The organism is Aestuariispira ectoiniformans (assembly GCF_025136295.1).
GTDB classification, from domain to species: Bacteria; Pseudomonadota; Alphaproteobacteria; order UBA8366; family Aestuariispiraceae; genus Aestuariispira_A; species Aestuariispira_A ectoiniformans.
Genome location: NZ_CP062788.1, coordinates 1,723,685 through 1,740,655, shown reverse-complemented (window position 1 = coordinate 1,740,655; position 16,971 = coordinate 1,723,685). Strand labels below are relative to the sequence as shown.

The window sequence follows — 16,971 nt, the reverse complement described above, 5'->3', positions numbered from 1 at the left end:
TCTATTCCAGAACGTCGCCGCCGGGCAGCGCACGTCGGGCCATTTTGGGGAAATCAGGTTCCACACCGGCAAATTCGATGAACTCGATCAGGTCCGGCTCATAATTGAGCAGAAAATCCAGAACCCCGCCCATGAAGACCGGATCGCTGACCCGCTCGCGGATTTCCATCGGGCCGACGCCGGTCATGGCTAAAAAACGCCCCATTCGGTCCGTATCCTGTGCGATGAAGCTCAACGCACTGGCGGCAAGGAGTTCAGCTTGTTCTTGAGAAACCTTCATGGTTCACTGCCCTTAGATGATCCTGTTTATTTGTTTGGAAGTGTTTAAAGCATGGCTTGGGACCCGCGCCAATATCTGAATTTTGCCGATCACCGACTTCGCCCCGCCGTGGACCTTATCACCCGCATTCCCGTGTCAGAACCGACCGAAATCGTCGATCTCGGCTGCGGCCCCGGCAATGTCACACAGCTCCTTGCCAACAGATGGCCTGAGGCGACGATAACCGGCGTCGATTCCTCCCGAAAAATGCTACAGCATGCCTGCACGGAACATCCCGGTTTTGGCTGGCAGGTGGCCGATATCGGTGACTGGACAGCCCAGAAGCCGGTGGGGCTGCTCTTTTCAAATGCGGCGCTGCACTGGCTGCCGGATCACGAGACCCTCTTCCCCAGGCTGATCGAACAGGTAAGTCCCGGCGGAATAATGGCGATCCAGATGCCCCGCAATTTTGATCGCCCGACCCACCGGCTGGTGGAAGATGCTGCCCGTGAAACAGGCGTGTTCGACCGGCTTGCCTCCCTGTTCAGGCCTGCCCCCACGCATCCGCCCGATTTCTATTACGACCTGTTGTCACCCTATGCAGCCGGTCTCGATATCTGGGAAACCGATTATCTGCAGGTTCTGGAAGGGAACAACCCGGTGATGGAATGGACCAGAGGCACCTGGTTGCGGCAGTTTCTGGAAGTCCTGGAAGATGACCCTACCGCCCAACAGCGCTTCCTGGACTGCTATCGCGACCTGACAGCACAGGCCTATCCCAAGCAACAAAACGGCAAGACATTGCTGCCCTTCCTCCGCCTGTTCATCCTGGTCAGGCGGAAATGACCGCACTTCCCGATATCCCGTTTGAAGACCTCGGCAACAGTGGCTGGGAGGAGTTATTGCACCGCCACCGGGACCGGGCGCAGGAACTGATCCGTCAGGGCCGGAAACTGGTGCATCCCATGCCCTTGCAGGCGCTGGACGGATTGTCCCGCCGCTGGGCCCAGAAGTGCGATCATCATCATTACGCCACGATCACCCGCATGGCGAAAAACATGCCCAGCGGCCTATGGTTTATGAATTTCTGCTACGAATGGGGATGCACAACGCGGGTTGGCCTGGATGCCAACAGCGGAAAGCCGATCATGCTGCGCAGCCTGGACTGGCCCTTCGACGGGATCGGCCGCACGGTCGTGATGGCCAAAAAGAACGGGCAGACAGCCACACCCTACTTCGCGGCGACCTGGCCCGGCTACACCGGCGTCATAACCGGCATGAAGCCAAAACGTTTTGCCATTGCCATCAACCAGGCCCCCCTCTCGGCCCCGATCCAGTTCCTCGTCGCCAACTGGTCGATTGCCCGCGGCCGTGTCTGGCGCAGCCGGTCGATTACACCCGGGCATCTGGTGGAAAATATCTTCGAGGAAACAGAGGATTTCGACGAGGCCAAACGTCGACTCTGCGAAACCCCCATTGCCCTGCCCGTAATATTTTCCCTGGTGGGTGTGAAACCCGGCGAATGCTGTGTCATTGAACGCATGGAACATAGCTTCCGCCTGCGCAATGGCGATGCGGTTGCCGCCAACCATTGGGAGGCATACAGCCAGCGTGCAACCGCCCGTGGCGCAGACAGCCCCGGGCGCGCCACCTGCCTTGCATCAACACCCCTCCCCCCTGAAAAAACCTTTTCCTGGGCCATTCCGCCCGTGTTGAACGGCGACACCCGGCTTGCCGCGGAAATCAGCCCCGCCGAAAGCACTTTCCATCTGCGCGGCTTTGAAAAAGACGGTCCGGCAACCAAGGACTTTGACCTCGCCGAACATATGTCCGACACTAGGTCCAGGGCGGCACAAAAAATTTGATCACATTTTGGTTGCCCGGCACCAAACTTCGTCGTACCTCAGATAAAGGAACGAATTTCTCAGCCTCTGCCGGTATCGACGGACCAAGGGAGCAAGTATATGAAACTGAATGACCAGAGCCTTTTCAAAACCCAGGCATACATCAACGGAACCTGGGTTGATTCCGATAGCGGCGAGACCTTCCCCGTCGTCAATCCGGCGACCGGTGAAACCATTGCCGAAGTAGCAAAATGCGGCCAGGTGGAAACCCGCCGCGCCATCGATGCCGCCGAAGAGGCCCTGACCGCCTGGCGCAAGAAGACCGCCAAGGAACGCGCAAAAGTCCTGCGTAAATGGTACGACCTGATGATGGAAAACCAGGATGACCTGGCGGCCATCATGACGGCGGAACAGGGCAAGCCGCTGGCCGAAGCCGCCGGTGAAATTGCCTATGCCGCCTCCTTTGCCGAATGGTTCGCCGAAGAGGCCAAGCGCATGTATGGCGAAACCATCCCGACCCATAGGGCCGACACCCGTCTGGTCGTCGTCAAGGAACCCATCGGCGTCACCGCAGGCATCACGCCGTGGAACTTCCCCGCAGCAATGATCACCCGCAAGGCCGCCCCGGCGCTGGCCGCGGGTTGTACCCAGGTGGTGAAACCGGCGGAGGCGACCCCGCTTTCCGCGCTGGCACTGGCGGAACTCGCCGAACGGGCCGGCATGCCCGCCGGTGTATTGTCCGTCGTCACCGGCGACCGCGACATGAGCCAGGAAATCGGCCATGAGATGACCACCAACCCGAAAGTCCGCAAGATCGGCTTCACCGGCTCCACCGCCGTCGGCAAGCTGTTGATGCAACAGGCCTCCGGCACGGTGAAGAAGGTCAGCCTGGAACTGGGTGGCAACGCACCTTTCATCGTTTTTGACGACGCCGACCTGGACAAGGCGGTCGAAGGGGCGATTGCCTGCAAATTCCGCAATGCGGGTCAGACCTGTGTCTGTGCCAACCGCATCCTGGTTCAGGACGGTGTCTACGATGAATTCGTCAAACGCCTCACTGAAAAGGTCGCGGCCTTCAAGGTTGGCAATGGTGTGGAAGACGGCGTTTTCGTCGGCCCGCTGATCAATGATGCGGCTGTCGACAAGGTTGACCGTCTGGTGCAAAGCGCACAATCCTGCGGTGCCAAAACGGTTGTCGGCGGCAAGGCCCATGACCTGGGCGGCAATTTCTATGAACCGACCATCCTAACGGAAGTCAGCACCAAGATGGATATCGCAAACGAGGAAATCTTCGGCCCGGTCGCCGCGATCTATCGCTTCGAGACCGACGAGGAAGCCATCAAGATGGCCAACGACACACCCTTTGGTCTGGCCGCCTATTTCTACAGCCGGGACATCGGGCGCTGCTGGCGCGTGTCCGAGGGCCTGGAATATGGTATGGTCGGCGTCAACAGTGGCATCCTGTCGACCGAAGTCGCGCCCTTTGGCGGTGTGAAGGAATCCGGCATCGGCCGCGAAGGTTCCCATTACGGCCTGGATGAATGGGTCGAGGTCAAATACCTCTGCATGGGTGACATCTAAGCCATAAGCGGTTAAAACGCGCCCTCACCCGTGCTTTGGCCGGGTGAGGGTTTTTCTTTTGCACGTAGATGAAACGGACAGTGACGGACAATGACCGCATTTCGACTAAGCCTGTATGAAGACAGTTACAGCCCCGGCGCCTGGGCTGAATATATGACGGGCGGTTCCAACCGCCTGCTGTTCTGCATCCAGGGGTCTGCCGGTCTGGGCGAAATCGGGTCGGTTCTTCGCCAGGAGGCCGCTGTCTGTCCCGGTCTGACCTATGTGACCACCGGTCATGACGGCGCAGTCGTGTGGCGTTGGGAATTGTGTCGCGCCGACGACGAAGATGAGATCGAAGGCGCGGGCGTCACCTCCCGCCTTCTGGGGAGCGGGCATCTCAACCTGGATGAAGATCGGGACTATCTGTTCCGCTGTGAAAGCCTTGGTCTGCCGCCGGGAGACAGCCTGCCGCCGCACCGCCTGATGGGGCCGTCGCTGACCCTTTGCATGCAGGGTGAAATCGAAACCAAATCCGGCGACGTCTCCCGCCAATACAGCCAGTTCGATGCCTGGTACGACGCTGGCAGGGATCTGATCAGTATCGAGGCCCATGACGAACAGCCCAGCCTGATGCTGCGCGGGATGCTGTTGTCGCCGGTTCAGGCCGGTGAGCGGTCGTCCGTAGGGCTAGCGGACAACGGTCCCGATGACGGCAAAAGCCGGTTTGAGAAAATCCATGCCGAAGGCGTCATCGCAATCTGACAACAGCGCCGCCGGGGGCAACCTCGGGCCCTGCCCGATCTGCGGCCGTGACATGATCGCCGGTCCGTCGGTTGATCGGCATCACTGGATTCCCAGGCGCGAAGGCGGTGCGGATTGGTCCTATCTGCATCGCATCTGCCATAAAAAGCTGCACAATCTCTTTGACGAGCGGACGCTGGCCACCCTTTACAACACGGCAGAGGCCTGCCGGGAGCATCCGGAAATCGTCAAATTCGTCAAATGGGTGCGCAAACAGCCGCCTGAATATATGGGCCGTCATGACAAGCCGCGCCGGGCAAAACTGTAGCGGCACCCCGGCCATTGCTATTTAAAGTTGTACTCGCTATAAAAGGCTGTCTTCAACTTTCCAGGCTTAAAAGCTTTGCCAACGTAATCACCGGTCTCACCAGTTTCACCAAATGAACACGGCCTGCCAACGGCAGGGTCCGTGAATGATCGTGTGTACGCTCTTCATGGTGGCGATTCGAGACCGGTATGGCATGGCTGTCTCTGTCCGCCTCATGGCGGGCCGCTTCCATTTCACAATCACACTCCTATTGCCACACTGCGTCTGCATGGGGGCTTTATGCCCTGACCGCCGTCTTGATGAGCTTCCCCAAGGGAAGGCCAAGACATGTCCTCTATTCTGTCCGTCTGCTGGACGATTTCCGCCCTTCATGCACCGCGTCCCTGGCTGCATTGCAGCCACTGCGGCACTCAAAGCCCCTTTCAAAGCAGTGACAAGATCCGCGTCAATGCCAATGGCAAACGCCTCGATATATGGCTGATCTATCGTTGTGTCATATGCGGCAATAGCTGGAACCGCCCCATCATGGAGCGGACACCCATCCACGCCATTGATCCCGCACAGTTGCAGCGCCTGATGAGCAATAACCGGGAAACGGCACGCCACCTCGCCTTTGACCTCGCAAGCCTGCAACGGCAGGTGAAGAAAATCGAGGAATTCAGCGATATGGCCATAAACAAAACGGTCCTGAATGCCTCAGCCAATGCCGCCGTGCTGGAGATAACCTGTGCCCTGCAAAAGGCGTCCATCCGTCTGGACCGGCTTCTTGCAACGGAACTAAACCTGCCGCGCAATCAGGTTCAGGCCATGACTAAAGCGGGACATATAGTCATTCAGGCCGACGGGAAACGCCCCTTGAGGCGGCCTGTTCACAACGGCATGCGGATCAGGGTTGCCCTGCCGGAGGTCGATGATGCCGACGCGCTCATCACGGCAGCAACAGGAGGAAACCACAACCAACTCTAAAATCTGCGACTATCACAAGGATCGGGTGGGTTACCCACCCGATCTGCCCCAGATTGACGGCATAGCGAACACTGCCTTCAGGAGTATTTTCCATGAATTACCGCGCCACCGGCATCACCCTCAATCCATTCAAGCCCTATTTCAATCTGAGCAATGAAGAACTGAAAAAACGCGGCATGCGCCGTTATGTGGTCGATGATGACGGCTACCCTTGCCGGGTCAGCCTCGTCAACGCCCCCCTTGGCGAGAATATCCTGCTCGTGAATTTCGACCATCAGCCCGCCCACTCCCCGTATAAATCGGGCGGCCCGATCTTTGTCCGGGAAACTGATATGGAACCCGCTGAATTCATCAATGAACTGCCGGAAGTCGCCAAGGGGCGGATGCTGTCCGTACGCGCCTATGACGATGAAGACCTGATTTGTGATGCGGATATCGTGATTGGCGATGAGCTGGAGGGATTGATTGAACGTTTCTTTGGAGACGAACAGGTTTCCTATCTACATGTGCATAACGCCAAACGCGGCTGCTATGCCTTCCGGGTCGACCGGGCCTGACGGAGAAAGCCGGGCATTCGCCCGGCTTTTCCCTAGAGTTTCGACTTCAGCTCATCCTGCTGCTTGGCGGTAAAGCCCAGGACATAATCGCCCCCAAGGTCAAAGACCGGACGTTTGATGAGTGCCGGATGCTCCAGCATCAACGCCGTCGCTTTGGCTTCATTCACGCCTTCCTTCACTTCCTCAGGCAGGCCACGCCAGGTGGTGCCGCGCCGGTTCAATAATGCCTCCCAGCCAAGTGCATTCACCCAGGCGTCCAGCTCGTCCGCAGCCAGGCCATCGGCGCGGACATCATGAAAGCTGTGTTCCACCCCATCCGCGTCCAGCCATTTGCGCGCCTTGCGACAGGTATCGCAGTTTTTCAACCCATAAACCTTTACAGCCATGATTTACTCCCTAGGTATTTCCCTTGGACCATTCGGTCCGAATCGACTATTTCCATCTGTTCCAAGATAGACAGGATTCGCAAAGAGAAGGAAAGCCCCATGCTGGTAGTTGTCTCCCCGGCCAAGAAACTGAATTTCGAAGACCTGGCCCCGTTCGAGACGCACAGCCAACCGGATTTCCTGGATCATTCCGAAGAACTGATCGACGTGGCGCGCAAGCTGACCCGCGCAGACCTCGGTCGCCTGATGAAAATCAGTGATACGCTGGCCGACCTGAACTATCAGCGTTATCAGGCCTTCTCCCAACCCTTTGATCTGGGCAATGCCAAACAGGCCGCCCTTGCCTTTAGCGGGGATACCTATGTCGGTCTGGACGCCTCCAGTCTGAGTGAAGAGGACTTTGCCTTCGCGCAGAATCATTTCCGTATCCTGTCCGGCCTTTACGGGCTTTTGCGTCCGCTCGACCTGATGCAGCCCTATCGCCTGGAAATGGGCACGCGTCTGCAAAATGACCGGGGCAGCGATCTTTACAGCTTCTGGGGCGACATCATCACCAATGCAATCAACGAGGCACTGGAGAGCCAGCAGGACAAAACCCTGATCAACTGCGCGTCCAACGAATATTTCAAGGCGGTCCGCCCGAAAAAGCTGGTGGGCCGGGTGATCACGCCCGTTTTCAAGGAAATCAAGGCAGGCCAGGCCAAGGTACTGGGCATGTTTGCCAAGCGTGCGCGGGGCATGATGGCCCGCTATGTGATCGAAAACCGCCTGGAAACGCCGGAAGGCATAAAGGATTTCACCACAGGTGGCTACCAGTACCGCCCGGACCTGTCCAATGACAGCGATTGGGTTTTCACCCGCGAGCAGCCCTGATTGTCACATGTAGAGACGGTTAATTATCCCGCCGTCCAACGTCACCATTTTTTGAAAGGTAAGGCCGATTGCTTCCAGCACCCGGCCGGACGCCTGGTTGTCCGGATTGGTAATACCAACAATAACCCGCAGTTTAAGCTGTTTCCGGCCGTAGTTCAGCACCGCCGAGGCAGCCTCGCGGGCATAGCCTTGCCCCCAGTAGTCCGGGAACAGGGCATAGCCGATATCCGGGTAATCCAGACTGGGGCGTTTGACCAGACCGCAAAGACCGATGGCTGTCTTCGGGTCGCCTTTTAGCGCCAGCAGATACATGCCAAATCCATGCTCCTTGTAGCTGGCCAGCACCCGGTCGCGGATATAAAACTCCGCAGATTTCAGGTCACCTACATTACGGTCACCGATATTTTTGATAAAAGACGGCTCGTTCAAAAGGGCGAGGACAAAGGGTGCGTCCGACGGCGATATCTCGCGCATCGTCAGCCTTTCGGTCTCAATTAGAGACATTCACTTTCCCTTCCCGTCTGATTTCATTGGCTGATCTTCCTTCTTCAATAGACAAAGTCAATGCAAGTTGTCATGCTTAGATAGATTGCAATTCAGATTAGGGAGATGTCCATGAGAGTTGCCGACCTGTTGAAGAACAAGGGAGACAAAATCATCTCAATCCCCGCTGGCTGTACTGTCGCGGATGCCGTGAAGGTTTTGTGCGACCATAAAATCGGCGCTGCGGTTGTTCTGGACGAAAACGGCAGTCTGGTGGGCATCCTGTCCGAACGCGACGTTACGCGCGGCCTGGGCCTGGAAGGAGCTGCATTGCTGGATCAACCGGCCACCAAATTGATGACATCGGATGTTATGACCTGCAAACCGGAAGACAGCACGGATGCCATCATGCGCACCATGACTGATGGCCGCTTCCGTCATATGCCGGTCATGAAGGACGGGGCGCTTTGCGGCATCATCTCCATCGGCGACGTAGTCAAGGGCCGCATCGATGATCTGGAAAACGAGGCAAGCGCCATGCGCGAGTATATCGCAGGCAGCGGCTGATCTATTCCGCAGCCGCCTGATGGCATTCGGACAGCGCAAAGCCGCAGATATCGGAGATTAACTGCGTCAGGTCCCGCTGCAGGGCACCGAAATTACGGGTGGGGACAAGTTTCTGCTCGTCCATGTAGATTGCCCGGTTGATCTCCACCTGAAGGCTGTGACGATTGAATTCCGGCTGCCCGCAGACGCGCACCAGTTCCGCCCCCTTATAGGGATTATTCACCCGCACCTTATATCCGCGTGCCTCGAACCATTCCCGGACAAAGGCCGTAAAGGCAGGATGGCAGCTTCGTCCGTCCCGGTCTCCCAGAACGATATCCGCCCGCCGCCCACCGACGGCCCCGGCAACAAAGGGACTGCTGGCGGCAGGCATGGAATGGCAGTTCACATGCCAGACCCCGCCGAACAGGCTGAATAGCCGCGCCAGCTCCCCTTCCAGGGCCTCATGATAGGGTTTCCAGTAGTTTTCGATCCGCGCCTGGACTTCGCTCACGGTCAACAGGCGTTCATACATCGGCTTCTCACCGGGGCATGTTCGCCAGATCAGCCCATGCCCCAGACGGGTCTTTTCCGTCGGCTTCAGATTACCCGGCCAGGCGCTGTTCATCAGACGCCAGTCCAGATCGTCCGACGCGCGGTTGGGGTCGATATAACTGCGTGGAAATTCAGCCGCCAGAAGAGAGGCCCCTTTTTCCGGCCCCGCCCCGAACAGGCGATCGACAAAGGCGTCTTCCATGCACTGCAGCAGATCAAGATCAACAGCAGTACCGAAATCCTCAGGATAGGCCGTACCGCTATGAGGGGAATCGAGAAGGACCGGGGTCTGCGGCAGCAGGCCGGCATCATCTGCACGGGTGAGATTCAGAACACCTTCAATACGCTCCACGTAGCGTCTCCTTATCGCTCTTCCCCCTTCGTATAACTCAGGCATAGCAGGGCTTTGCGCAATTGAAAAGAGCAGCGCATAAAGTTGCGTTTTCGTCGCCATCACAAATGGACGTGCACAGACCGGATGGGTATAGTCGCCGGGCAATTCAATCAAATATTTAGGGAGAGCCAGATCATGGCCGGTCAAATCGAAGCGCGCATCAAGGAACTGGGACTGGAACTGCCGGACGCACCTGCACCTGCGGGTTCCTATGTTCAGCATTACCAGGCCGGTAACCTGCTGTTTGTCGCGGGTCAGATCACCTTCTGGAACGGCGAAGTGAAATTCCAGGGTAAGGTCGGCCAGGACTATTCGATCGAGGAAGGTCAGGAAGCAGCCCGCGTCTGTGCGCTGAACATCCTGGCGCAGGCGAAAGACGCCCTGGGTGATCTGGACAAAATCAAGCGCATTGTAAAATTGAGCGGTTTCGTCAATTGCCCGACCGATTTCGACGCGCATCCGAAAGTGATCAACGGCGCGTCCGACCTGATGGGCGAAATCTTCGCTGAAAAAGGCAAACACACCCGTATCGCCATGGGCGCAGGCTCCCTGCCGCTGAATGTGGCGGTCGAAATCGACGCGATCATCGAGGTCGAGTAAGACCGTTGCCCAAATATTGGGGTAACCTTTTCTTGGCGCTGGGAGTATGTCTCCTGGCGCCTTTGCCATTTTCACCTCTTGGTTACTCGCAAGACAGCACACCCCCGCAACAAGAGAAGCAAGACATGGTTGTAAGAAGAACAAAAGAACAGATGCAAGCTGAACTGGCCCGTCTCTCGGAAATCTTTGACGTGATCAGAGAATATATGTTGCGAGAGGAGCAATCCGCCGACCGCAGGGCCCTCATCCCTACAGGAGCGGAAATTCAAGCAGCCATTCAAGATCGTAAAATGACGGCAAGCGATACAATCGCAAGTCTTCAACAGGCCATTAACAACCATTCCATTGCCTTGGAACAGGCGCAACAAAACGGGCTGTCCACTCTCATAGACTTCCCGGCCTTCTACAAGAACAGAACCGGTCGGAACTATTTCGAGGATATCCAACATCCAGGAGCAGCCGCGCGTGCCATTCTGGCCCGAGGGGTGATTACCGATGAAACCGAATATTATCTGCTGATCGAATATCTGAATGATACGAGTCAGACCATATTCAATGAGGACGAAATCATTCGCATCGGACAGATGATCAACGACTTCGAAACCGCAGCAATCACCCAAAACCAATAATATTGGCACTCGCGCCCACTAGTCTTGCGGGTCGGGGATATAATCCCCCTCGAATTTCTTCAGGTCGTCGTCGATCTCATACCAGGCCGGTTTCGAGGCCGTGTGGATATGGGCCGAGGGGCGGATGCCCGGGTCGTCATCCAAGGCAGAGGCCGCCACCACATAGATGTCACCGGTCTCCAAATCGCCCAGCGACGTGCCGCAGTCCTTGCAGAAACAGCGTTCGAATTTCCAGTCGGGCCCGGGTGTTAGCCTGGCGATTGCGTCCTCGCCCTGCGTGATTCGAAGATCACTTCCCTTACCAACCAGAACCGCCGAGAAGACACCCGCCGCTTTTCGGCACCTGGAACAATGGCAATAACTCAACGAATAGGGTTTGCCCGAAATCTCGAACGCCACTTTGCCGCAGAGGCAACTTCCCTTGATCATCCACTTTCCCCTTCCTTTGACTTTCGCAGAGGAACATATAGTGAACATACATTCGGATCAAGGTAAATAAATACCCCAAAAGAAAACGGCACTGCGTCAGGGTACAGTGCCGTTTCTCCTCCCCCAAAATAAGGACGTCAAACACGCCGACGTTTAACATCCTTGAGGATTTCGCGGGCAGCATTATGGCCCGGCAACCCCGATACCCCGCCACCCGGATGAGTGCCGGACCCGCACATGTAGAGGCCCGGGATCGGGCTGCGGTAATCGGCATAGCCCGGTGCGGGGCGCATGGAATAAAGCTGATCCAGATGCAGCGCCCCGTGGAAGATATCGCCGCCCAGCATGCCGAGCTTGCGCTCGATATCCAGCGGCGAATTGATCTGGCGGCCAACCACGGAGGCCTTAAAGTTCGGCGCGCGCTCATTCATCGTATCGATGATCAGATCGGCCACATCCTCCTTCACATCGTCCCAGCTCTTGCCATCCGGCAGGTCCGGGTTGAAATGCTGGCAGAACATGCTGGCCACATGGCAACCTTCAGGCGCCAGCGTATCGTCGATGGTCGACGGAATGCACATTGAGATCACCGGCTTTTGCGCCCAGCCGACCTTGCGCGCATCATCATAGGCATTCTGGATATAGTCCAGCGACGGGCAGACATTGACCGTCCCGTTCAGGAACTGTGCAGGGTTTTCCTCCCCTGCCAAGGTCGGGAATTTCGGCAACTCACTCAACGCCACATTCATGCGGAAGGTGCCGGACTGGCTGCGCCAGCTACGCATACGCCGGTTGAATTCGCGCGGCAACAGGCCGTCGTCGACCAACTGCGTGAAGAGCAGTTTCGGGTTCAGGTTGGAGGAAACCAGTTTCGCCCGGATCACGCGGCCATCCGCCAGTTCCACACCGACCGCCTTGCCCTTTTCCGTCAGAACCTGCTTGACCGGCGCGTTCACCTCGATATCGACGCCGACGGACTCGGCGGATTTCGCCATGGCCTGGGTAATTGCCCCCATACCGCCCTTGGCATGGCCCCAGGCACCGGTCTTGCCATTCACCTCACCAAATACATGATGCAGCAATACATAGGCTGACCCTGCCTGATATGGGCTGACAAAGTTTCCGATCACACCTTCAAAACCCAACTCGCCCTTGATCGCCGTGCCTTCGAACCATTTGTCCAGATAGTCACCAATGGACATGGTCATCAGTTCAATCAGCGTTGCCTGTTGCTGCGGCGACAATTTACGGGACTTGTTGGCAACACCCAGCAACGTCCACAAATCACCCCAGCCACCACCGATATTGGGCGGCGTTTCCAGCGCCACATCGCGCAGCAATTCGGCGATTTCCACCAGACGGGCGTCAAACTCATCCCAGACCGCCGCATCTTCCTTGGAATATTTGGCCAGTTCCTTCTTGGCGCGTTCCTGGTCGCGGCACATCCACAGATAGTTATCCACATCCAACGCACTGAAACTGCCGCCGGTCCGGTCAATTATCTGCAAGCCATGCTTATGCAGTTCCAGATCACGAATGACCTTGGGGTTCAGCAGGCTGACAACGTAGGAAAAGACAGAATTGCGAAAGCCCGGATGGAATTCTTCGGTGACCGCGGCACCGCCGACCTTGTCGCGTGCCTCAACCACTTTCACCGTCAATCCGGCACGCGCCAGATAGCCCGCACAGGTCAGGCCGTTATGCCCGGCGCCGATGACAATTGCGTCGTAACTCTTATCCGCCATGTTAGTCTCCCACCTGTCCGATCAGGCTTGTTATACAAATGTATAATTTTGTGATCACAATAAGGGAAGGGTTGACCCCTGTCAATGGAGGGGCCACATCTTTGCAGGGCAAGCACAGGAAAGCCAACCATGCCAGACGGTTCCGAGGAACTTACATTACAGACGTTCGACCGGATTTCCGCTATCGATTCGATGGAATGGGATAGATGTGCTGGCGACGATAACCCCTTTGTCACCTATGCCTTTCTAAGCGCCCTGGAGGATAGTGGTTCCGTCAGCGCGGAAAGCGGCTGGCTGCCTCAACACCTCACCCTGCGGGACGCCGCTGGACGGCTGCTTGGCGCAATGCCACTTTATGTGAAGGGGCATTCCCATGGTGAGTATGTTTTCGACTATGCCATCGCGGATGCCTATGAACGCGCCGGAGGCCGCTATTATCCGAAACTGTTGAGCGCTGTGCCCTTCACGCCTGTTCCCGGCCCACGCTTCCTTGTGCATCCGAATGAAGACCGCCGCCTTATCGTCAAGGGACTGGTCAGCGGACTGGTTCAGGTCGCGGACCGCTACAGCATTTCCAGCGTCCATATCAACTTCCTGCCGGGCGAGGATGTTCCGTTTCTGCAAGAGCTGGGCTTCCTGATCCGCCACGGACACCAGTATCACTGGGAAAACCACGACTATCAAAGTTTCGATGATTTTCTGGGGGCGCTGAGCAGCCGCAAGCGCAAGTCGATCCGCAAGGAACGCGCGAAACTGCAGGACAGCGGCATTGAGCTGACCGCGCTTTCCGGCGACGACATTACACCCAACGACTGGGACTACTTCTACCGCTTTTACATCGACACCTATGACAGGAAATGGGGTGCCCCCTATCTGCGCCGCCCCTTCTTCGACCTGCTTCAGGAGCGCCTCGCCGATAATGTGGTATTGGTCATGGCCTATCTGGACGACCTGCCCATCGCGGGTGCGCTCAACCTGAAGGGCAAGCACCGCCTCTATGGCCGGAACTGGGGCTGTGACGGCGACTATTATAAGTTCCTGCATTTCGAGGCCTGCTATTATCAGGCCATCGACTATGCAATCGAACAGGGGCTCGACTGGGTCGAAGCGGGCACCCAGGGCGAACATAAAATCCAGCGCGGTTACCTGCCGGTGCGCACCTATTCCGCCCATTGGTTCCCGGATGCCGGTTTCAGTGACGCCGTCGACAGCTATTTCGATCAGGAAAAGGCCGAGGAGCGCCACCTCATGGCCCATTTGATGGAAATGTCTCCCTACAAAGTGGAGAATTGACAAGCCATACGGCCAGGCGCATCACTATCTTCCTATCGTTTCATATCCTTGCGAAGAGAGTAGCCGTATCATGTGCCGTTGGCTGAGTTATCGTGGCCCAGCGATATTCCTCGAAGACCTGCTTTACACGCCGAAACATTCCCTGATTGATCAGAGCCTGCAGGCGCATGAGGCCAAAACGCCGACCAATGGCGACGGATTCGGGGTCGGCTGGTTCGGCGAACGCAATATCCCTGGCACCTATCACGAAATTCTGCCCGCCTGGAATGACGGCAACCTGCGCAGTCTCGCCCGCCAAATCAAATCACCGAATTTCTTCGCCCATGTACGGGCCTCCACTGGCACCGCCACCAGCCGTGCCAACTGTCATCCCTTCAGCCATGGACGCTGGATGTTCATGCATAACGGTCAGGTCGGCGACTATCACCGCCTGCGCCGTGCAATGGAAAACCGAATTCCCGACGAAACTTATCACTGCCGCAAAGGTACGACCGATAGCGAGGCAATTTTCTTCATGTTGTTGAGTAACGGCCTGGACGATGATCCGGTTACCGCAACGCGTGAAACTATCAACGAGATTCGGGGCCTGATGGGCGACTATGACATCAAGCTGCCCTTCCGCATGACCGCGGCCTTTACCGATGGCAGCCGCTATTATGCCGTGCGCTATTCAACCGATGACCGCCCGCCGTCGCTTTATTACTGTGATGAGAAAGGCGGCTTGACGGTCATGTCCGAACCGGTCACGGAAGAAAGCCAGACCTGGAAGGAAGTGCCACCGGACAGCATCCTGATCTCGGAAGGCGACGGCAGGCCGACCCTGGCGGGATTGGATATAAACTAACCGGCCAGCAACTCAGGCAGACCCTCAATGCTGTCCAGCACATGGTCGGCATCGGCGGTCAGGTCTTCGCGCAGGCTGGTCCCGGTCAACACACCGACAACCATCCCCGCCCCGGCAGACCGGCCCATATGCAGGTCATGAAGATTGTCGCCGACAACCAGGATTTCGGACGTATCAAGGTCCAGCTTGTCCGCAAAGCCGTGAACCATGCCCGGCCCAGGTTTGCTGCCATGGCCGGAATCATAGCCCGCGATATAGTCCAACCGGTCTTTCACGCCGAACTCTGAAAGCGACCGCAGGGCGGCCTCTTCGCTGTCCATGGTGGCGACCCCCAGACGGCAGTTCATCGCTTCCAACTTGTCGAACAGAACGTTCAGGTCGGTAACCACCGCAGCATTCTTCAACCCTTCCAGCATGAAAATCTGATTGACTTCATGCACCAGGGCGGCCCGGTCATCGGTTTGACGGAAAGGCGCCAGCGGCAGCCAGCCCTCGACGATTTCATGATTGTTCGCCGCCGCCAAAAGCGAGCCTGATTTCATACGGCCCGTCTCCGGATCAAGCCCGCCCAGGATCATCAGTTCCCGCGCCAGGTCTTCATCATTGGCCGCAAAAAAACGCGCTGCCGCCCAACAGGGCGGCATCCACGTTTTATGAAAGTCAACCAAAGTGCCGTCTTTGTCGAAAAGAACCGCCTTGATGGTCATGGAGTATCCTACTTACCGTTATCCTGGCCCAGACTGCTTTGCCGCAGAATGCCGCCGTAAATTTCATCGTCCCCGACAACGCCAACCATCTGGTCGCCATCCATAACCAATACCGGCCAACCGGTATGGTGACGGATTTCAATATTCCAGCGCATTTTCATGCTGGCCGGTGCCATCACGAGAACATCGTCGGCAAGAGTATTCACTTCCGTGTCGTCATCGCAAGCGACAATCCGGGCTTCTTTTCCGTCAAAACTGGCCGAGACAGGGATATCACCGCCATTCAGCTTGACCCGGTAATGACCTTTTGCATCGAGAACCACGTCATCACCATCACGCTTCAGGTCCGCCAGCGGCGTCATGAAGCTGGACCCCTGAAGGACGTTCAGCGGGTTCATATGGGCAACGAATTCGGCCACATATTCATTGGCCGGGTTAAGGACGATATCCTCCGGCTCGCCATACTGGACGATCCGGCCTTCTTCCATGATCGCGATATGATTGCCCAGCTTCAGGGCCTCATCCAGATCATGGCTGACGAAGATGATCGTTTTGTTCAGGTTCTTCTGCAGGTCCAGCAGGAAGTCCTGCAACTGGTTACGGATCAGCGGGTCAAGCGCGGAGAACGGCTCGTCCATCAGCAGGATATCCGCGTCGGTGGCAAAGGCACGCGCAAGGCCGACACGCTGCTGCATCCCACCGGACAGCTCGTGAGCGTATTTATCCTTCCACGGTGCAAGGCCGACCAGCTCCAGTTTTTCATGAATAATCGACTTGCGCTTTTCCAGCGGCATGCCTGCCAGTTCCAGACCCAGCCCGACATTTTCCTCAACCGTGCGCCAGGGCAGCAGGCCGAACTGCTGAAAAACCATGGAGATGCGTTCCATGCGCATATGGCGCAGGGTCTGGGAATCACAGGAGGCGATATCTACCTGACGGTCCGCATCCTGTACCAGCACCTTGCCCCGGGTGACCTTGTTCAGGCCGTTGACCGCGCGCAACAGCGTGGACTTGCCCGACCCCGACAGGCCCATCAGGACGCAGATTTCACCCTCATGAATATCAATGCTGGCATCCGCAACCCCGAGAACGGCATCGGTCGTTTCCAGGATTTCGGACCGCGTATGGCCGTCGTCCAGCATCTGGACCGCCTCCGCCTGTGCGTCACCAAAGATGATGTCGACATTGCGGAAGGAAACGGCAACGGGATTTTCATTCACAGACATTAC

At 57.1% G+C, this 16,971-nt stretch carries 21 protein-coding genes; 13 read left to right on the top strand and 8 right to left on the bottom strand.

The genetic code is table 11. The features are described 5' to 3' along the window. Position 1 precedes the first annotated feature (1 nt). On the bottom strand, positions 2-280 hold the full coding sequence (locus IF205_RS08345; RefSeq protein ID WP_259782832.1) for a DUF3572 domain-containing protein: 279 nt from the start codon (positions 278-280) through the stop codon (positions 2-4). A gap of 51 nt (positions 281-331) precedes the next feature. Between IF205_RS08345 and IF205_RS08340 the strand changes: the two genes are divergently transcribed. The 7 genes from IF205_RS08340 (at position 332) to IF205_RS08310 (ending at position 6,258) form a co-directional block, all read left to right on the top strand. Continuing rightward, the gene (locus IF205_RS08340; protein WP_259782831.1) at positions 332-1,105 is read left to right on the top strand and encodes a methyltransferase domain-containing protein; all 774 of its coding nucleotides are present in this window, start codon (positions 332-334) and stop codon (positions 1,103-1,105) included. Then, a complete protein-coding gene (locus IF205_RS08335; RefSeq protein ID WP_259782830.1) occupies positions 1,102-2,124 on the top strand; it encodes an Ntn hydrolase family protein in 1,023 nt (340 codons plus the stop codon). Before IF205_RS08340 ends, IF205_RS08335 begins: the two co-directional genes overlap by 4 nt. Before the next feature lie 99 nt (positions 2,125-2,223). Beyond that, on the top strand, positions 2,224-3,684 hold the full coding sequence (locus IF205_RS08330; protein WP_259782829.1) for an NAD-dependent succinate-semialdehyde dehydrogenase: 1,461 nt from the start codon (positions 2,224-2,226) through the stop codon (positions 3,682-3,684). Between the two features lie 90 nt (positions 3,685-3,774). Next, complete coding sequence (locus tag IF205_RS08325; protein WP_259782828.1) at positions 3,775-4,428, top strand: hypothetical protein; 654 nt, start codon at positions 3,775-3,777, stop codon at positions 4,426-4,428. Then, complete coding sequence (locus tag IF205_RS08320; RefSeq protein WP_259782827.1) at positions 4,403-4,735, top strand: HNH endonuclease family protein; 333 nt, start codon at positions 4,403-4,405, stop codon at positions 4,733-4,735. Before IF205_RS08325 ends, IF205_RS08320 begins: the two co-directional genes overlap by 26 nt. 327 nt (positions 4,736-5,062) lie before the next feature. Next, positions 5,063-5,701 (top strand): DUF1062 domain-containing protein, encoded by a 639-nt coding sequence (locus IF205_RS08315; protein WP_259782826.1) that lies wholly within the window; start codon positions 5,063-5,065, stop codon positions 5,699-5,701. A 92-nt stretch (positions 5,702-5,793) separates the two neighbouring features. Next, positions 5,794-6,258 (top strand): DUF1203 domain-containing protein, encoded by a 465-nt coding sequence (locus tag IF205_RS08310; protein ID WP_259782825.1) that lies wholly within the window; start codon positions 5,794-5,796, stop codon positions 6,256-6,258. Positions 6,259-6,290: 32 nt separating this feature from the next. Here the strand turns inward: IF205_RS08310 and IF205_RS08305 are convergent, their stop codons facing one another. Next, positions 6,291-6,644, bottom strand: coding sequence for an ArsC family reductase (locus IF205_RS08305; RefSeq protein ID WP_259782824.1), 354 nt, complete (start codon positions 6,642-6,644; stop codon positions 6,291-6,293). A gap of 99 nt (positions 6,645-6,743) precedes the next feature. Between IF205_RS08305 and yaaA the strand changes: the two genes are divergently transcribed. Next, positions 6,744-7,517, top strand: a complete 774-nt coding sequence (yaaA, locus tag IF205_RS08300) for a peroxide stress protein YaaA (protein WP_259782823.1) — start codon at positions 6,744-6,746, stop codon at positions 7,515-7,517. A gap of 3 nt (positions 7,518-7,520) precedes the next feature. Here yaaA and IF205_RS08295 read toward each other — a convergent pair whose 3' ends face one another. Next, on the bottom strand, positions 7,521-8,021 hold the full coding sequence (locus tag IF205_RS08295; RefSeq protein WP_259782822.1) for a GNAT family N-acetyltransferase: 501 nt from the start codon (positions 8,019-8,021) through the stop codon (positions 7,521-7,523). Positions 8,022-8,132: 111 nt separating this feature from the next. Between IF205_RS08295 and IF205_RS08290 the strand changes: the two genes are divergently transcribed. Next, positions 8,133-8,567: a CBS domain-containing protein gene (locus IF205_RS08290; protein ID WP_259782821.1), complete on the top strand. Its 435-nt coding sequence runs from the start codon at positions 8,133-8,135 to the stop codon at positions 8,565-8,567. Between the two features lies 1 nt (position 8,568). Here the strand turns inward: IF205_RS08290 and IF205_RS08285 are convergent, their stop codons facing one another. Next, positions 8,569-9,453: an N-formylglutamate amidohydrolase gene (locus IF205_RS08285; protein WP_259782820.1), complete on the bottom strand. Its 885-nt coding sequence runs from the start codon at positions 9,451-9,453 to the stop codon at positions 8,569-8,571. 177 nt (positions 9,454-9,630) lie between these two features. Between IF205_RS08285 and IF205_RS08280 the strand changes: the two genes are divergently transcribed. Together IF205_RS08280 and IF205_RS08275 are read left to right on the top strand one after the other, a co-directional pair. Further along, positions 9,631-10,095: a RidA family protein gene (locus IF205_RS08280; protein ID WP_259782819.1), complete on the top strand. Its 465-nt coding sequence runs from the start codon at positions 9,631-9,633 to the stop codon at positions 10,093-10,095. Positions 10,096-10,127: 32 nt separating this feature from the next. Continuing rightward, complete coding sequence (locus tag IF205_RS08275; RefSeq protein WP_259782818.1) at positions 10,128-10,724, top strand: hypothetical protein; 597 nt, start codon at positions 10,128-10,130, stop codon at positions 10,722-10,724. An 18-nt stretch (positions 10,725-10,742) separates the two neighbouring features. Here IF205_RS08275 and IF205_RS08270 read toward each other — a convergent pair whose 3' ends face one another. Then, on the bottom strand, positions 10,743-11,153 hold the full coding sequence (locus IF205_RS08270) for a GFA family protein (protein ID WP_259782817.1): 411 nt from the start codon (positions 11,151-11,153) through the stop codon (positions 10,743-10,745). A gap of 137 nt (positions 11,154-11,290) precedes the next feature. Beyond that, positions 11,291-12,898, bottom strand: a complete 1,608-nt coding sequence (locus IF205_RS08265) for a phytoene desaturase family protein (protein ID WP_259782816.1) — start codon at positions 12,896-12,898, stop codon at positions 11,291-11,293. A gap of 129 nt (positions 12,899-13,027) precedes the next feature. Between IF205_RS08265 and IF205_RS08260 the strand changes: the two genes are divergently transcribed. Next, positions 13,028-14,191 (top strand): GNAT family N-acetyltransferase, encoded by a 1,164-nt coding sequence (locus tag IF205_RS08260; protein ID WP_259782815.1) that lies wholly within the window; start codon positions 13,028-13,030, stop codon positions 14,189-14,191. A gap of 70 nt (positions 14,192-14,261) precedes the next feature. Then, positions 14,262-15,035 (top strand): class II glutamine amidotransferase, encoded by a 774-nt coding sequence (locus IF205_RS08255; RefSeq protein ID WP_259782814.1) that lies wholly within the window; start codon positions 14,262-14,264, stop codon positions 15,033-15,035. Here IF205_RS08255 and IF205_RS08250 read toward each other — a convergent pair. Together IF205_RS08250 and choV are read right to left on the bottom strand one after the other, a co-directional pair. Continuing rightward, entirely contained in the window at positions 15,032-15,742 is a 711-nt protein-coding gene (locus IF205_RS08250) for an HAD family hydrolase (protein WP_259782813.1), read from the bottom strand. The genes IF205_RS08255 and IF205_RS08250 overlap by 4 nt on opposite strands. A gap of 8 nt (positions 15,743-15,750) precedes the next feature. Beyond that, positions 15,751-16,968 (bottom strand): choline ABC transporter ATP-binding protein, encoded by a 1,218-nt coding sequence (choV, locus tag IF205_RS08245; protein ID WP_259782812.1) that lies wholly within the window; start codon positions 16,966-16,968, stop codon positions 15,751-15,753. Between the last annotated feature and the right edge of the window lie 3 nt (positions 16,969-16,971).

Bases quoted from the DNA above. Each gene is read 5' to 3' on its own strand.
- IF205_RS08345 (WP_259782832.1), bottom strand. From the start codon at position 280: ATGAAGGTTTCTCAAGAACAAGCTGAACTCCTTGCCGCCAGTGCGTTG.
- IF205_RS08340 (WP_259782831.1), top strand. From the start codon at position 332: ATGGCTTGGGACCCGCGCCAATATCTGAATTTTGCCGATCACCGACTT.
- IF205_RS08335 (WP_259782830.1), top strand. From the start codon at position 1,102: ATGACCGCACTTCCCGATATCCCGTTTGAAGACCTCGGCAACAGTGGC.
- IF205_RS08330 (WP_259782829.1), top strand. From the start codon at position 2,224: ATGAAACTGAATGACCAGAGCCTTTTCAAAACCCAGGCATACATCAAC.
- IF205_RS08325 (WP_259782828.1), top strand. From the start codon at position 3,775: ATGACCGCATTTCGACTAAGCCTGTATGAAGACAGTTACAGCCCCGGC.
- IF205_RS08320 (WP_259782827.1), top strand. From the start codon at position 4,403: ATGCCGAAGGCGTCATCGCAATCTGACAACAGCGCCGCCGGGGGCAAC.
- IF205_RS08315 (WP_259782826.1), top strand. From the start codon at position 5,063: ATGTCCTCTATTCTGTCCGTCTGCTGGACGATTTCCGCCCTTCATGCA.
- IF205_RS08310 (WP_259782825.1), top strand. From the start codon at position 5,794: ATGAATTACCGCGCCACCGGCATCACCCTCAATCCATTCAAGCCCTAT.
- IF205_RS08305 (WP_259782824.1), bottom strand. From the start codon at position 6,644: ATGGCTGTAAAGGTTTATGGGTTGAAAAACTGCGATACCTGTCGCAAG.
- yaaA (WP_259782823.1), top strand. From the start codon at position 6,744: ATGCTGGTAGTTGTCTCCCCGGCCAAGAAACTGAATTTCGAAGACCTG.
- IF205_RS08295 (WP_259782822.1), bottom strand. From the start codon at position 8,021: ATGTCTCTAATTGAGACCGAAAGGCTGACGATGCGCGAGATATCGCCG.
- IF205_RS08290 (WP_259782821.1), top strand. From the start codon at position 8,133: ATGAGAGTTGCCGACCTGTTGAAGAACAAGGGAGACAAAATCATCTCA.
- IF205_RS08280 (WP_259782819.1), top strand. From the start codon at position 9,631: ATGGCCGGTCAAATCGAAGCGCGCATCAAGGAACTGGGACTGGAACTG.
- IF205_RS08270 (WP_259782817.1), bottom strand. From the start codon at position 11,153: ATGATCAAGGGAAGTTGCCTCTGCGGCAAAGTGGCGTTCGAGATTTCG.
- IF205_RS08265 (WP_259782816.1), bottom strand. From the start codon at position 12,898: ATGGCGGATAAGAGTTACGACGCAATTGTCATCGGCGCCGGGCATAAC.
- IF205_RS08260 (WP_259782815.1), top strand. From the start codon at position 13,028: ATGCCAGACGGTTCCGAGGAACTTACATTACAGACGTTCGACCGGATT.
- IF205_RS08255 (WP_259782814.1), top strand. From the start codon at position 14,262: ATGTGCCGTTGGCTGAGTTATCGTGGCCCAGCGATATTCCTCGAAGAC.
- IF205_RS08250 (WP_259782813.1), bottom strand. From the start codon at position 15,742: ATGACCATCAAGGCGGTTCTTTTCGACAAAGACGGCACTTTGGTTGAC.
- choV (WP_259782812.1), bottom strand. From the start codon at position 16,968: ATGTCTGTGAATGAAAATCCCGTTGCCGTTTCCTTCCGCAATGTCGAC.